A 14,835-nucleotide genomic window follows, 5' to 3' on the forward strand; every position below is an offset into this window, starting at 1 on the left:
AAGTCTCAGTCTGTATAAAAAAAAGGATTTCTACTTGTGAGCAGAATGACCCGGTACATGTTGAAAACGACCAAATGGCTGCTGGTCCTGACTCTGATTCTGAGCGGCGCTCTGCTGTTGCCCATCCGGCAGGCCATCGGCACGGAGGATGACACGGCCATCATCGATGACTATATCGAGGAAATGCTGTCATCCGCCGAGGGCCAGGCGGAATTGGTGGTGGGGACCTGGCGGTTGGGGCTGGAAGCAGACACGATTCGTTTTTATCGTGAGCGTGAATTCCGGCCGGCCTGGATCGATGAAGGGGGCGTTGCGCCGGTGGCCCAGGATTTGGTGGCCTTTTTGGGAGAAATCTCCCGCGAAGGGTTGGAGCCGGCGGAATACCATTTGGAATGCATTCTGACCGGACTCGAACTGGCCCGCGTGTTCCAGGCCTATGAGGCCGGCAGCGATGCCGGCGGCCTGGCCCGCCTGGACGTGCTGCTGACCAACTCCTTTCTGCGGTTGGCCACCCATCTGTCCGTGGGCCGGTTCAATCCCATGAAGGTTTACGCGTCCGAATGGCAGGCTCCCAAGCACGCACCCGATCCGGTGGTCGTCCTCAACGATGCCCTGGCGGCCGGGGAAGTCCGCCAGGCTTTGCATCCGTTGCGTCCCGCCGACCAGGGCTATGACAAACTGGCCCATGCCATGGCCCGCTATCGGCAATTGGCGGCGGGCGGGGGCTGGCCGCGTCTGCCGGACGGGGCGGATGTCGCGCCGGGCCAGGAGGATCCACGTCTGCCCCTGCTGCGTCGCATCCTGGTGACCCTGGGCGATCTCGATGTCAATCAGGTCAGCCGCGAGGTGTTTTTGGATGAGGGAACGGCGGTCGCCCTGCGGCGTTTCCAGCAACGTCATGGCTTGCCGGCGACGGGTGTGCTGAACCAGGAAACGGTGCAGGAGATCAATGTTCCGGCGCGCCAGCGGGCCGACCAGATCGAACTCAATCTCGAACGTCGCCGCTGGACCCCGCGGGAGCCCGGCAGTCGCCATATCCTGGTGGATGTCACGGATTACAGCCTGGTGGTCAAGGATGGCGGACAGGAGGCCATGCGCATGGCCGTGGTGGTCGGCACGGCCTTTCGCCGGACGCCGGTATTTTCCTCCATGCTGACTCATATCGAGTTCGCGCCCTATTGGACCGTACCCCCGACCATCTTCAAGGAAGACAAGTGGCCGTTGATCCAGGCGGATGTCAATTTCTTGGCAAGGCACAACTATGAAATCGTGACCCGCAGTGCCAAGGGACGCCGTGTCATCGATCCGGCCACCATCGACTGGAGCAAAGTTACGGTCAACAACTTTCCGGGACTGTTGCGGCAAAAGCCGGGGCCCTGGAATCCTCTGGGCCGGGTCAAATTTTTGTTCGAGAATTCCTACGCGGTCTACCTCCACGACACCCCGTCCAAGGAGCTTTTTCTGCAGGATCAGCGTTCCTTCAGTTCCGGCTGTATCCGCCTGGAGCGGGCCGAGGACCTGGCCGCATACCTGCTCACCGGCCAGGCCGACTGGAGTCGGGAGAAGATCGTGGAAGCCATGGGCGGCCAGGCGCCGCGCACGGTATGGCTGCGCCGCCCCATTCCGGTGCACATTCTTTATCGCACCGCCTGGGTGGATGATGCGGGAAGAGTGCAATTCCGGCGGGATATCTATCAGCGGGATGCGGTGCTGCAGAAGATTTTTCAGCGGCAGAACCGGGCCGGCGGGCAACCGTAAGCCGGTTTCGGGTTGAATTTTTAGGAACTTCAGATCATAAAACAAAGCCGATGCGGCGGTTAGGATGCCTAACCCCAAATCGGCTTTGTGCTTCAGTCTTCAGCCTTCAGCCTTCAGCCTTCAGACTGTGCAGTTTTAAATAAGATTTTTCAGCCAGCCGAAGGCCACCAGAGTGCCGAGGGCCGAGCCGAGGTTGGAAAGAAAAAACACCAGCAGGACCCGGGTCAGGCGGTTGTGCCACCAGCCGCCCAGGGTGGCCAGGGAATCGTTGATGGATTCCAGATCCTGGACTGTCGGACCGGCCAGCATGGCCTGGACCGTGCCGCTGACAAAGCCGGCGCCGATGGCGGGATTGAGGGACGTGAAGGGGGCCGCGACAAAGGCCGCGGCTACGGCCAGGGGATGGCCGAGAGCGCCGGCCGCGCCGAGGGCGGACAGCAGCCCGTGGGCCAGCACCCAGGCCAGGGCGGTTTCCGTCAAGCGACTGCGGTCCCCGTAGAAAAAGCTGAAGACAAACAGGGCCATGACCAGGCCTGGTATGATCCAGGGCAGCAGCCGGGAAAAACCGTGGCGCGGCGGGATGCTGTCCAACTCCGCCAGTTCCGCCGCCGGCAGGGGGTCCTGCAGGTAACGGCAGATGCCGTCCAGATGGGCGGCACCGACCACGGCCAGAATTTTCCGGCCGGGAACTTCGGCAATCCGGGCCGCCATGTATTGATCCCGCTCGTCGACCAGGGTCTGCTTGGCAATGGGCAGAGCATCCCCCATTTCGTCGAGGAGCGCCGTCAGGGTGTCGCTGTCGCGCAGCCGGGCCAGTTGCTCTTCGTCGATTTCGCTGCCGTCGAACAGCCCGGCCAACAGGGCGGTAAGCAGGTGCATTTTTTTCCACCAGCCGGTTTTGCGCCAGACTCGCAGCAGAGTGGTGCGAATCTCCCGATCGACCAGATGCAGGGGCAAATCGCGCTGTTCGGCTTCGGCGGCGGCGGCGGCCAGTTCCGCGCCCGGTTGCACCCCGGTGCCCCTTCCCATGCGGCGCTGGAAGGAAGCCAGGGCCAGGTTGGCCAATAGATAGGGACCCTGGCCGCGGCGCAGGGCCTGGACCAGATTCAGATTCCGCCAGCGCTGCCGGTCCTGCAGAGCCTGGAAGCGCTGTTGGTCCAGTTCGACGCAGACCGCATCGGGCTGCTCCAGTTCGATGGCCTGACGGACGGTGTCAACGGATTGTTGGGATATATGGGCGGTGCCGATCAGAATGATCTCCCGACCGTCGAGATTGAGGCGGCGGCAGTCGGTGGTCTGCAGGGCGTCATTGGTACTCATCGTATGGAATCGCATCCTTGAGATTTGAGGATGAAAGGCGTGCCAACGAAAAAAGCGCCGGCATTGTGCCTGCGCTTTTTTCTTTACTGACTCTCCACACCTGCCGTGGGTTTTTAGGCCTCAAAGCGAGTCCTAAAAGGGGGGAAGGATTGTTGGCACATCAGGCGTCCCAATCAAAGTTGGGCTGGCTCACCGCGCCTCTGAACCCCTCCCGGATCAAAATTATTCCGCTAGGGCTTACCAACCTCACATGCAGGGTAGAGAGCTTTTTACCTGACCTCAATATAGTCAAAAAATTCGTTGCAGGCAAGGGCAATCTGTGGCCGAAAAAACAGGTGGTTCTGGCCCCGTTCTTGCTTAATGAGAATGAAGCGCAACCCTTGTCAGGGCTGCGCGCTTTCAAGACATTTCCTGCGTGCTTCCTGTCACCGCTGCCGGCCAGGAAACAGGGGCCCGGTCGAGAGTTTTTGTATTATGAAGATCCGCACCAAAATCAACGGCATGGGCGTATTGCTGGTACTCATGACGGCCGCAACCATGGTCGGCATTGTCGGCGTACAAAAAAGCCGCCTGTCGAATGCCCTGGTTGCTGAAGTCGATCAGCAGATGCGCATGGAGACCCAAAAGGCGGCCCAAAACGTCTACCTGATGTGCCGGATGATGCAGGAGTCCCTGGACTTAATGCTGACCAAGAGCATGCGAGTGGCCGTCACGGCTCTGGATGCGGCCGGCGGCATTCGCTTCGGCCCGCGTCAGGTGAGCTGGCAGGCAGTCAATCAATTGACCGGAGAAGGGCGTCCGGTGGTCTTGCCGGAGTTGCTCATCGGCAACACCTGGCCCGGTCAGGATGTCAGCATGGCCCGCCCCATGCCTCTGGTCGACCGGGTCCGGGAACTTCAGGGCGTCACCTGTACCGTATTTCAGCGCATCAACGAAGCCGGGGACATGCTGCGGGTGGCGACCAACGTGCCCGATGCCCATGGCCGGCGGGCCTTGGGCAGTTTCATCCCGGCCCGCCAGCGCGACGGCAGCGCCAATCCCCTCATTCAGAGTCTGTTGGCCGGGCGTGAACACAGCGGTCGGCTGTTCGTGGTCAACGATTGGTACATGGCCCGCTATCGTCCCCTGTGGGACCGTACCGGCACCCGGGTGGTCGGCGCCCTGTATGTCGGCCAGAAGCAGGACAGCATCGCCGCCCTGCGCCAGGGCATCACCGACACCGTGGTCGGCAAGACCGGCTATGTGTTCGTCATGGGCGGGCATGGCGAAGGCCGCGGCCGGCTCATCGTGCCGCAACCGGGACGGCAGGTGGGCGACTCCCTGCTGCAATCCCATCACTGGGAAACCCGTCAAGTAGCGGAACGCCTGCTGCACAAGGGGGCGCAACTGGAGTCGTCCGCGGCCGGCGACGGGATCCCGGTGCATTTCGAGCGTTATCGCTGGCGCAACCAGGGCGAAGAGGAGGCGCGCAGGAAAGTGGCCGCCCTCAGTTATTTCGAACCCTGGGACTGGGTGATTGCCGCCACCGCCTATGAGGATGACTTTGCCGGGACCTGGCAGAGGCTGGCCGATTCCCTGGATTCGATGATTTTCCGCGTCGGCCTGGCCGCTCTGGCCATCACCCTGGTTTCCCTGCTGGCGGGCCGGTTCGTGGCGGGCGGCATCGTGCGGCCCCTGGAGCAGACCATCCGCATGTTCGAGCGTATCGGCCAGGGGCGGCTGGACCAGCATCTCGACCTGGAGGCGCGGGATGAAATCGGCCAACTGGCGCGGTCCTTCAACCGTATGGTCGGCAATCTGAAAAGCGTAACCGCTTCGCGCAATGAACTGAATCGCGAGATTATCGAACGGACGCGCATCGAGGCGGAACTGCGGGCCATTTCCGATCGTCGTCAGGATCTGGAGACCATTGTCAACAGCAGTCCGGCAGTGGCCTTTCTGGGGCGGGTGGTGGAGGAATGGCCCCTGGAATACGTTTCGGAAAATATCCGCCAATTCGGCTATTCGCCCAACGAGTTTACCAGCGGCCGCCTGGCCCTGCTCAATCTGATCCATCCCGCCGATCAGTCCCGCGTCCAAAGTCAGCTGCAGGAACATGTCGACCAGAATTCCGGGGATCATCTGTCCCTGGAGTTTCGTCTGGTGCAGCGCTCGGCGAATGTCAGCTGGGTGGAGGGCCGCATCTGGCTGCGGCGGGACAATGCCGGCGCCGTGACCCATTTGCAGGGCGTGTTGCTGGACATCAGCGATCGCAAACAGGCGGAGGAGCGGGTCCAGCAATTGGCCTTTTTCGATGTGCTGACCGGATTACCCAATCGGGCCCTGTTCCTCAACCGGCTGGAGCAGGCCCTGGCCCAGGCGCAACGTGATGAGCGCCAGCTGGCCCTGATGTTCATCGACCTCGATCATTTCAAGGACATCAACGATACCTTTGGTCATGCGGTCGGCGATCTGGTGCTGCAGGCCTGTGGCCGCCGCCTGAGCGCCTGCATCCGTCGCAGCGATACGGTGGCGCGCCTGGGCGGTGACGAAATGATTGTGCTGTTGCCGGGCATCGATGATGCGGCCCAGGTGCGGCCCGTCGGCGAAAAGATTCTCAAGGTGATGTCGGCGCCCTTCCATCTGCAGGGGCAGCAGCTGTCCGTCACCCCCAGCATCGGCATCGTGCTGTTCCCGCGCGACGGTCAGGATGTGGATACCCTGCTGCAACGCGCCGACATGGCCATGTACGCCGCCAAACAGGGCGGCCGCAACCGCCTGGAGTACTATCATCCGGAACTGCTGCGCAACAGCCAGATCATGGTGGTGCGCGCCAATCCTCTGGTGCGCACGGATATTTCCGAAATGCTGACGGGAAGCTGAGAAAGGCAGGCTGAAGGCTGAAGTCCGAAGACTGAAGGAAGATCAGAAGCAGGCTGAAGGCTGAAGGCTGAAGGAGGTTCAAAGGCAGGCTGAAGGCTGTGATTAAAGGTTTTCGCTTTCCCTTCAGACTTCAGCCTTCGGGCTTCAGTCTGCTTTTATTCACCCGATACACAAAGGCGAGGATTTCGGCTACGGCCTGGTAGAGTTCCGGAGGGATTTCCCGGCCGAGGGGGATGCGGGCCAGCAGCTCCGACAGATCCGGGTCGGCAACGATTTCCACGCCGGCTTCCCGGGCCTTGGCGAGAATGTTTTCCGCGACGGCGCCATGGCCGCTGGCCACCACCACCGGCGCGCCGGCGCGATTTTGATCGTATTTGAGGGCGACGGCCCTTTTTTTGGTGTTTTTGTCCATGGCCTCAGATCCGGGTGTCAAGCAGACCCTGCCCCTCGGGGCGCAATTTTCGCAACAGTTCCTCCCCGGGCGCAACGTCCCCGACGGCGAACAGCAAGGACGCGGAGGCCTCGGCTTCCAACCTTTGCCGCAGGTCGCCGGACCAGGCTTCCAGCAGGGCGGCCGTCTCATCCCTGGCGCAGGTGAATTTCACCAGGATATCTCCCTCCGCCCAGAGCACATCGACGCGCATTTCACCCAGTTCCGTCAGATCCAGAAACAGGCTCAGGCGGCACGGCTTTTCCCCGTCTTGGCGGCGTCCCGAAGGCGATTGTTCGACCAGCAAAAGTCCGCGCTTGAGAAAGGGCAGGGGCAACGGCAGCAGCAAGGCACCCTCCGGCAGCAACTGCAAGTTGAGGCTGCGGGCGTGATCCAGGAGTTGCTGCAGTTCCCGTCCCTCCGGACCACCGCCCGATTCCTCCCCCGCCAGGGAAGCCGCGGCCTGCTGCAAGGCCCACTGCAGGGTGGCGCGGCTGTCCTGCTGGTCCGGCTGCAAAACCACCCCTAAATTTTCCAGCAGCACAGCCAGGCTCTGCCCGTCAGCCTCCAAAGGGATGGTATCCAGTTGCCTTGCCGTCTCCGCCAAAAGGCTTTTTGTTGTTTCATTCCAGCCTGTTGCGCCATTTTTTAATAGTTGGAACAGTTTATGCATATTAGGAAATTGCCGCCACTGGCCGACCAGCAGCTGCAACAGGGTGGTCATACCGGCGTCCTGGGGTGTGACCAGGCGCTGCAGTTCGATGTGGGGCGCGGTGCTGGTAACACGCAGGGAGAGTTGTTCCCCGGCGTGCAGGGGTAACCGGCTTTCAGCTCGAACCTGATGCCGTCCCAGTTCCAGCAAGGCCGAATCCCCGTCACTGTGCAGAACCGTCGCCTGCACAACCTGGCCGGGGCGTAGATCGAGGGGCGGTTTCCGGTCCGAGCCGGGCAAGGCCGGTGTCGGACTGGTTGGTTGGATGGTCAGGGAAGAGGCAGGAATTTTCATATGGTTTCTTTTCGGCGGTCAGGGCTGATTGCTTAAATCTTTTTGAAACCGGAAAAACCGACCTGAAAACTCTAAAGCATTTGTGATTTCAGGTCGATATGAATGCTAAACCTGCTCGAAGAGGAAACGAGGTCCCCATGCTTTATACCGCTTTGATTATCGGCGAGTCGGCCCCCACTCGGGAAGGGGTGGCCGCCTGTCTCAAGGACACCGCCCTGTTCCGGCGCAAGCTTTATTGCGTGGATGCCCGGCGGGCCATCCGCTGGCTGCAGGGTCACACCATCGATATGATTTGCTGTGACTGGCGTCCGGAAAACCGCACCGAGGTGGTGCAGTTGCTGGCCGTTCTGCGGCGGCGCACCGAGTGGATGGACCTGCCGGTGGTCCTGTTTACCGCCGGCGATGATCGCCAGTTGTGGCTCGAGGGCATGGAACTGGGGGTCTGTGACTGCCTGAGCCGGACGGCGCCGGAAGAAGAACTGCAGGTCAAGCTGCGCTGGCATCTGAAAAACCGCGAACGCATCCAATCCCTGCACCAGTCCCAGTCCAAGCTGGCGCGCATGGCCCTGTCCGACGGCCTGACCGGACTGTTCAACCGCGCCTATTTCGATGCCACCATGCAGCAGGAAGTGGCCCGGTGCGTACGCACCGGCAAGCCCCTGTCGCTGCTGATGGTCGATCTGGACCATTTCAAGCGCATCAACGATACCCATGGTCATCTGGCCGGCGACAAGGTGCTCGAAAAGGTCGCCGAGGTCCTGACCGCCTGCAGCCGGACTTCCGACACCGTGTGCCGGTTCGGGGGGGAAGAGTTTGCCCTGATTTTGCCGGAAACGCCCCTGAAAAGCGCCTGCGTGGTGGCCGAGCGCATCCGTGAGGCGATCAACGAAATGCATATCGGCTTTCCGGTGACGGTCAGCATCGGTGTCGGTTCGGCCAAGGGCTACAAATCCCTGCTGCCGGAACACCTCATTGCCGAAGCCGATGCCGCCCTCTACGAGGCCAAGCGCCGCGGCCGCAACCGCAGCGAAGCCTCTCTGTTCAGTCAGGGACTGATGCCGGATCTGAGCTTTTTCCGCAGGTTCAACCCGGCGGCGGCTTCGGCCTGACTCTAACGGGATTTTCAGGACGAAGCCAGCAACATGCCCAGAAAGCGGGCCCGGCTTTGCATGTTCTTGAACTGCTCCGTCAGGCAGAACAACTCGATGCGCTCCGTATCCAGGGGCAGAATATCCGCAAACGCCAGGGCCGTTTTATGGCCCTTTTCTGTTTTGGCCCCCATCCGCAGCACCGTCCCCAGGCAGTCGATATGTTCCAGGGTGGCGGCAGGCAGAATCATGCTCAGCCGCACCTGCTCTTCCAGCTTGAAACACTCCTCGCTGAAAAAACCCAGGCCGTTGCTGCTCAGACTCACCCGTCGCCGCACCGGTGGCCGGACCCGGGCTGCGGCAGGCCGGTCAGCGTTCGGCCGACAGCTCAGATAGATTTCCGTGTCGACCCGCAGGTTGTTACGGGTATGAGTGCCGGACTGGCTGGAGAGGATTTGCAGGCGAATCTGACGGGGATGGGAGAGGGACAGGGCCCGACCCTTCAGGGACAGATACTGCATGCCCTGCTCGCAGTGCAACTGCCACTCGCCGTTGGGGTCCAGGCCGGGAATCGGCCACATGAGAGGGAAGATCTGGACGTCCATCTGGCCATCACCCAGTTTGCGGGCCAGGCCATCCACCACCATGGGTGATTTCTCGTCCGTCGGCACTCTGATTTCCACCAGATGCCAGTCATCGAAGATGGGGCGCAGGGTTTCAGGCCAAGTCATGGATTTGACAGATGCCCCCTTTTACGGCTGGTGAAAACCGCCGGTGCCTGCCAGGGATGCGCTTTTTCATCTCATGGAAGCGGCGGATGGACCCGATTCAATGCCACTCACGGGTCCGGACCTTGTTGCGCAGTATTTCCCGCTGACGGGCCAGGCAACCGGCAACGATTTTGTCCCGGTCGGCGGAGGCCAGTTCGTAAAACTGCAGGGCTACCTGCAGCACCCCGTCCTCGCCGTAACAGGTGCGCACCACCTCGGCCCGGCAGGTCAGCACCTCCCCGGAGGCCGGCAACTGCAGCTGCAACTCGAGCTGGTCGAAGCGGCTCCATTCCTCGGGCAGGGGCAAGCGGATGCCGCAACCGCTGAGGTTGACCATGGTCCTGAGGATCTGGAACGGCGGCGGTTCCTCTTGATCCGGCGCCACCGGGCGGTAGCCGACCTCCATTTCCATGTCGACCCGGAAGAACTCCCGTTCCCGCAAGGGTTTGGGCGGGGCCAGGGCCTTGACCAGCAGGTCGCAGGGCCCCAAAATCTTTTCGATGCGGGTCTGCAGCTTGAAGGGGCGGCCCTGCACCCCGTACAGCAGCAGGCATTCGGCATGGCGGTGAAACTGGTGATGCCAGGAACGGCTGGTCGGCAAGGCTACTTCCAACAGGTTGCCGCTGCGATAGCGGACCATGACATCGATGGTGGCTGAGCCGTTCTCCGTGGCAGGCAGCATGATGCGCACGGTGCGGCCGTCGCGAAAGTGTTCCATGGTCTCCGATATACTTTCCATGAGCAAGGCACAGTTCAGGGGTTCATGGGACCCGATGCACGGAGTACCGGGCATCCGGGTGAATACTGCGCCGATATTACCAGCTGCCAACAATTCTGGAAACCTTTTCTTCCTGGCTGGTCTTATATCCTCCCAGGGCCGTCAGTCCCTGTTGCAGGCGCTGCAGTTCCTCGCCGATGAGCGCCTTGCGGGTGCGGGCCTGTTCCTCCAGTTCGCGGCATTGGCGGACGATGGCCGCCATCAGCTCCAGCCGGCGGCTGAATTCGGGCCGACGGCGCAGCAGTTCCTGGTCCTGCTGCCAGCACCCGGCCAACCGGGCATCCAGGTCCCGGGTGCGATCCTGCAGGGCCAGCCAGCGTTCCTGAGCCTGGATCAAGTCCTCCGGTCGATCCGTCTCCATGGCTCTGGCGACCTCTTGCAGACTCTCCTCCAGTTCCGCGTAGGCAGCCACCGAAGCCGCCATCAGGGCAACGCTGTCCGGCCCCGGCGCCGTCACAGACAGGCCTTCATGGGCTGGTAGGCGGCCCCGGGCACCGCCGCCGGCACCGGCTGGGTTTCGTTGCGGGCGATGTCGATGGCCTGTTTCCAGGTATTGCGCAGATCGCACAGCATGCCCTCAACCCGGCTCAGGGGTTGGGGGTCGTTGCTGGTGTTGGTCTGGATCATTTCCCGGATCATGTAGTCATACAGGGCATCCAGGTTGGCCGCGATCTCTCCGCCGACCTTGTGATCGAGAGTGTTGCGGAACTCCATGACGATGGCCATGGCCTTCCGGATGCCTTCCGCCTTGGCGCCGCGATCGCCGCTGCTGATGCCCTCCAGGGCCTGGCGCGTGAAGCGGATGGCACCATCGTAGAGCATGAGCAGGATCTGCTCCCGCGATGCGGTGGTGACCTGGTTGCTTTGGTATTGGTTGTAATAGGCGTTCATATGGGCTCAATCCTTCCCTGGTTGAGGTTCCCGATTTTTCAATTGCGTATCAAGTTGTTTGCCATGACAGGCAAATCGACTTGTTTACTTTAAGGAAAATAAGCTTAATTGTTGCAACAGATAATTTCCCTGACTGTTAAGACTGCTGACCATCTTTTCCATGGCGGTAAATTGGGCCCGCAGCATGGTCTCCCGTTTTTCCAGGCGGGCTTCCTGTTGCAAAATATTGTCGCCAATGCTTTTTAGGGTACGGTCCGTGCCGGCTTGGCGGGTTGCGGCCAACCCGGTGCCCCGGTCGGTGGCCTGCTTCAGGAAGTTGATAAAATTTGCTGCTGCGCCATCGGTTCCATCGCTGCCGGCCAACAGACGGTCGATACCAGCCAAGTCTTGGTCGATGGCCTTGTTCAGCACTGCATCATCGATCACCAGAGTGCCGTCGCGCTGGGTCTTCAGACCCAATTGGGACAAGGTGGCGAAGTTGTCGCTGCCGGCGACGGGGGTGGTCAGCAAGCTCTGGAGATTGCGCCGGACACCCGTCAGGCTCGAATCCCGGCCCCAATCGCTGGTCTTCTGCTCCGAAATGAAGGACATGATGCTGTTGTAGGCCGTCACCAAATCTTTGATCTTGGTCTTAACGGCATCGCGGTCCGCTTCCACCGTCAGGGAGGTACTGTCTCCAGCCGTGGCATGGGGCTTGGTGACGGTCAGGGTCACGCCGGGGATGGCGTTCTCAAAAGTATTGCTGCCGCTGGTGATGGTGATTCCATCCACGACGATGGTGGCCAGGGACTGGGTCTGGGTGGTACTGAAAGCCAACGGTTCGTATCCTTCGGCGGTGACCCCGTCAGTCATGCTGACGTTAAAGGGCTTGCTCGCATCCGTCCCGGTCAACACCAGGCGAAAGCCGTTGCCGTCGTTGATGATGCTGGCCGCCACCCCGGACGGATTGTCGCCGGTGTTGGCGGCATTGATCTTGTCCCGCAGACTGCTCAGGGAATCGTTGTCGATAGCGATCTCGGTGTCGCCGATCATCAGCGTTCCGCTGACAAAGTTTTTTTCACTACTGCTGGCATAGGACGCGTCGCTGACATCCTTCTGCTGCCGGGCCAGACTCTGCACCTCGATGTTGTAGCTGCCCGCACCGGCCGTGCCTTTGGCGGTGGCGGTGTAGTAGTCGCTGGAAGCGGCGGTGGCTTTATAGGCATTCACCTCGCCCTTGGTGTCGACCGCCTGGAACTTCTCGAGGAGGGTCTTGAGTCGTGTGTCCAGGGTGTTGAAGGCGGATTGACGACTTTTCCAGAAGGTCTGGTCGCTTTCCAGACGCTCCAGGGGCTTGCGTTCCAGCTTCATCAACTGGGTGATGATGCTTTCCGTATCCATGCCCGTGGCCAGCCCGCCGAAATTAACTGAAGACATGCTGTCCTCCCCAACCCTCAGGTGCGCGCGTCGATGAGGCTGCCGCGCAGGCTCTGCAACTGCTCGCCGGCACTCATGATTTCCTCGGGCGGAATCTGCCGGATCACTTCGCCGGAATCCGCATCCACCAGGCTTATCACCAGTTTTTCATTCCGCTCATCATTTTCAAAACGGACGCTATAAACCCCGTTTTCCGTCAAAGCCTTGATTTTATCCAGTACCTCTTCGGGGTTGATTTTCTTTTCCAGATCCGCCGGTTCCGGCTCGCTGGCCATTTTATGCCGGTTGCGCTCGACATTTTCCGCCGGAGACGGAGCCGGATTGGGACTGGCGCTGCCGATGGCGGTCATTTCCACACTCATGTCGTCCTCCTCAAGGCCTGCCCGCAGGCAGCATGGCGGCGGGGGTGAGAAACTCACCCCCGCCTGGTTAAGTTATGGATTTAGCCGAGCAGTGACAAAGCCAGCTGCGGGGTCTGGTTGGCCTGCGCCAGGATGGACACACCGGCCTGTTGCAGGATATTCATCTTGGTCATCTCCGAGGTTTCCGTGGCGATGTCCGCATCGCGAATCCGGGAACGGGCGGCGGAGAGGTTTTCCGAAACGTTGTTCAGGTTGGCGATGGTGGATTCCAGACGGTTTTGCTTGGCGCCCAGTTCACCGCGCGTATCGTTGATGGTTTTGAGAGCATCGTCCAGGCTTGAAATGGCCGTAGAAGCACCGGTGGCCGTGGTCACGGAAAGGGAGCTCAGTTTGTTGCCGGTGGCGCCCAGAGTCGAGGTCGTAACCTTGGAGATTTTGACTTCGATCTGCGAATCCGTGCCGGCATTGGCCCCAACCTGGAATTTGGCGCCAGTGGTTGCAAAATCACCGGTGAGCAGTTTCATGCCGTTGAATTCGGTGGTTTGCCCGATACGATCGAGCTCGTCACGAAGCTGGCCGAATTCAGAATCGATGGCGGTGCGGTCAGCGGTGGCATTGCTGCCGTTGGCGGACTGCACGGCCAATTCGCGCATGCGCTGCAGGATGTTGCCCATTTCGCCGAGTGCGCCTTCGGCGGTTTGCGCAAACGAAATGCCGTCGTTGGCATTACGCACCGCCTGGTTCATGCCGCGAATTTGGGAACTCATACGGTCGGAAATGGCCAGACCGGCGGCATCGTCCTTGGCACTGTTGATGCGCAGACCCGAAGACAGACGCTGCATGCTGTTTGCCAGCGAGGACTGGGATTTGGCCAGGTTGCGCTGGGCGTTCAGAGACTGAACGTTGGTATTGATGGTTAATGCCATGGTAATCCTCCATGAAAGGTGTTTCCGGGCTTCCGTGCCCGAAGGTTTTGCTGCGAAGAACCGTTAAGCGATTAAGATATCGTTGCCGGTTTCACCCCCTTTCCATGGCGAGCAAGGGGGCTTCGATAAAGGTTATCGAACCCCGGGTTGCCGCTGCGGTAAAGCAGCGGACAGCCCGGATGTGGCTCGCAATACAACTTTCAAAGAACCAAGTGTCATTCTAGTGTGGTACAACGAGCCCGCCCCCGAAACCGCCAGAACGGTGCCCGATTATCCCTGCAGCAGGGACAGGGCCAGACTGGAACTCTGATTGGCCTGGGCCAGGATGGACACACCGGCCTGTTGCAGGATGTTCATCTTGGTCATCTCCGAGGTTTCCGTGGCGATGTCCGCATCGCGGATTCGGGAGCGGGCGGCGGAGAGGTTTTCCGAGACGTTGTTCAGGTTGGCGATGGTGGATTCCAGGCGGTTTTGCTTGGCACCCAGTTCGCCGCGGGTGTCATTGATGGTTTTGAGAGCATCGTCCAGGCTGGAAATGGCGGTGGAAGCGCCGGTATCCGTGGCCACGGAAAGGGAGCTCAGCTTATTGCCGGCGGCGCCCAGGGTCGAGGTCGTGGCCTTGGCGATTTTGACTTCAATCTGTGCGTCCGTCCCGGCATTCGCTCCAACCTGGAACTTGGCGCCGGTCGTCTCAAATCCGCCGGTCAGAAGTTTCATGCCGTTGAATTCGGTCGTGCTGGCGATGCGGTCGATTTCTTCCCGGAGTTGGCCGAATTCGGCATCAATGGCGGTGCGGTCGGCGGTGGCATTGCTGCCGTTGGCGGACTGCACGGCCAGTTCGCGCATGCGCTGCAGGATGTTACCCATTTCGCCGAGGGCGCCTTCGGCGGTCTGGGCAAACGAAATGCCGTCGTTGGCATTCCGTACCGCCTGGTTCATGCCGCGAATCTGAGAGGTCATGCGGTCGGAAATGGCCAGGCCGGCGGCATCGTCCTTGGCACTGTTGATGCGCAGGCCTGAAGACAGGCGCTGCATGGAATTGGCCAGGTTGGCCTGAGCTTTACCAAGGTGACGCTGGGTGTTGAGGGACTGGACGTTGGTGTTAATGGTGATAGCCATGGTTTTCCTCCGTGAAAGTTGGGGCGCGGGCATCCTTGCCCTGCCGGAAAAATTGGTGCTGCGATATGGTGATCTGAACGATGTTCCCCGGGTTCAGTATTCATATCGA

Annotated in this window: 14 protein-coding genes and 1 other RNA gene; 3 read left to right on the plus strand and 12 right to left on the minus strand. The window is 60.7% G+C overall.

The window, feature by feature from the left end:
- Positions 1–45: 45 nt before the first annotated feature.
- Positions 46–1,758: a L,D-transpeptidase family protein gene (locus JQN68_RS07130; RefSeq protein WP_249621102.1), complete on the plus strand. Its 1,713-nt coding sequence runs from the start codon at positions 46–48 to the stop codon at positions 1,756–1,758.
- 135 nt (positions 1,759–1,893) lie between these two features.
- Here JQN68_RS07130 and JQN68_RS07135 read toward each other — a convergent pair whose 3' ends face one another.
- Positions 1,894–3,078 carry a TraB/GumN family protein gene (locus JQN68_RS07135; RefSeq protein WP_225071678.1) on the minus strand — a complete coding sequence of 395 codons (1,185 nt, stop codon included), beginning with the start codon at positions 3,076–3,078 and terminating at the stop codon, positions 1,894–1,896.
- Positions 3,079–3,165: 87 nt separating this feature from the next.
- Positions 3,166–3,345, minus strand: a non-coding RNA gene (ssrS, locus tag JQN68_RS07140) — 6S RNA.
- 207 nt (positions 3,346–3,552) lie between these two features.
- Here ssrS and JQN68_RS07145 point away from each other — a divergent pair.
- A complete protein-coding gene (locus JQN68_RS07145; protein ID WP_225071677.1) occupies positions 3,553–5,940 on the plus strand; it encodes a Cache 3/Cache 2 fusion domain-containing protein in 2,388 nt (795 codons plus the stop codon).
- 130 nt (positions 5,941–6,070) lie between these two features.
- Here the strand turns inward: JQN68_RS07145 and JQN68_RS07150 are convergent, their stop codons facing one another.
- Together JQN68_RS07150 and fliK are read right to left on the minus strand one after the other, a co-directional pair.
- Positions 6,071–6,352: an EscU/YscU/HrcU family type III secretion system export apparatus switch protein gene (locus JQN68_RS07150; RefSeq protein ID WP_225071676.1), complete on the minus strand. Its 282-nt coding sequence runs from the start codon at positions 6,350–6,352 to the stop codon at positions 6,071–6,073.
- 4 nt (positions 6,353–6,356) lie between these two features.
- Positions 6,357–7,376 (minus strand): flagellar hook-length control protein FliK, encoded by a 1,020-nt coding sequence (gene fliK / locus JQN68_RS07155; RefSeq protein WP_225071675.1) that lies wholly within the window; start codon positions 7,374–7,376, stop codon positions 6,357–6,359.
- Between the two features lie 137 nt (positions 7,377–7,513).
- Between fliK and JQN68_RS07160 the strand changes: the two genes are divergently transcribed.
- Positions 7,514–8,485, plus strand: a complete 972-nt coding sequence (locus tag JQN68_RS07160) for a diguanylate cyclase (protein ID WP_225071674.1) — start codon at positions 7,514–7,516, stop codon at positions 8,483–8,485.
- A gap of 14 nt (positions 8,486–8,499) precedes the next feature.
- On the opposite strand, the gene JQN68_RS07165 is transcribed toward JQN68_RS07160, so the two are convergent.
- From JQN68_RS07165 to JQN68_RS07200, 8 genes are all read right to left on the minus strand, one after another.
- Positions 8,500–9,195, minus strand: coding sequence for a hypothetical protein (locus JQN68_RS07165; RefSeq protein ID WP_225071673.1), 696 nt, complete (start codon positions 9,193–9,195; stop codon positions 8,500–8,502).
- A 97-nt stretch (positions 9,196–9,292) separates the two neighbouring features.
- Positions 9,293–9,973 (minus strand): PilZ domain-containing protein, encoded by a 681-nt coding sequence (locus tag JQN68_RS07170; protein WP_249621083.1) that lies wholly within the window; start codon positions 9,971–9,973, stop codon positions 9,293–9,295.
- A 76-nt stretch (positions 9,974–10,049) separates the two neighbouring features.
- A complete protein-coding gene (locus tag JQN68_RS07175) occupies positions 10,050–10,469 on the minus strand; it encodes a hypothetical protein (protein WP_225071671.1) in 420 nt (139 codons plus the stop codon).
- Positions 10,466–10,903: a flagellar export chaperone FliS gene (fliS, locus tag JQN68_RS07180; RefSeq protein ID WP_225071670.1), complete on the minus strand. Its 438-nt coding sequence runs from the start codon at positions 10,901–10,903 to the stop codon at positions 10,466–10,468. The genes JQN68_RS07175 and fliS overlap by 4 nt, the downstream gene beginning before the upstream one ends.
- Before the next feature lie 84 nt (positions 10,904–10,987).
- Positions 10,988–12,319, minus strand: coding sequence for a flagellar filament capping protein FliD (gene fliD, locus JQN68_RS07185; protein ID WP_249621084.1), 1,332 nt, complete (start codon positions 12,317–12,319; stop codon positions 10,988–10,990).
- A 17-nt stretch (positions 12,320–12,336) separates the two neighbouring features.
- The gene (locus JQN68_RS07190; RefSeq protein WP_225071668.1) at positions 12,337–12,681 is read right to left on the minus strand and encodes a flagellar protein FlaG; all 345 of its coding nucleotides are present in this window, start codon (positions 12,679–12,681) and stop codon (positions 12,337–12,339) included.
- An 80-nt stretch (positions 12,682–12,761) separates the two neighbouring features.
- Positions 12,762–13,607, minus strand: a complete 846-nt coding sequence (locus JQN68_RS07195) for a flagellin domain-containing protein (protein WP_225071667.1) — start codon at positions 13,605–13,607, stop codon at positions 12,762–12,764.
- 270 nt (positions 13,608–13,877) lie between these two features.
- Positions 13,878–14,726: a flagellin domain-containing protein gene (locus JQN68_RS07200; RefSeq protein ID WP_225071666.1), complete on the minus strand. Its 849-nt coding sequence runs from the start codon at positions 14,724–14,726 to the stop codon at positions 13,878–13,880.
- Positions 14,727–14,835 lie beyond the last annotated feature (109 nt).

Source organism: Desulfuromonas sp. CSMB_57 (assembly GCF_020194955.2).
Lineage (GTDB): Bacteria > Desulfobacterota > Desulfuromonadia > Desulfuromonadales > Syntrophotaleaceae > JAFCIY02.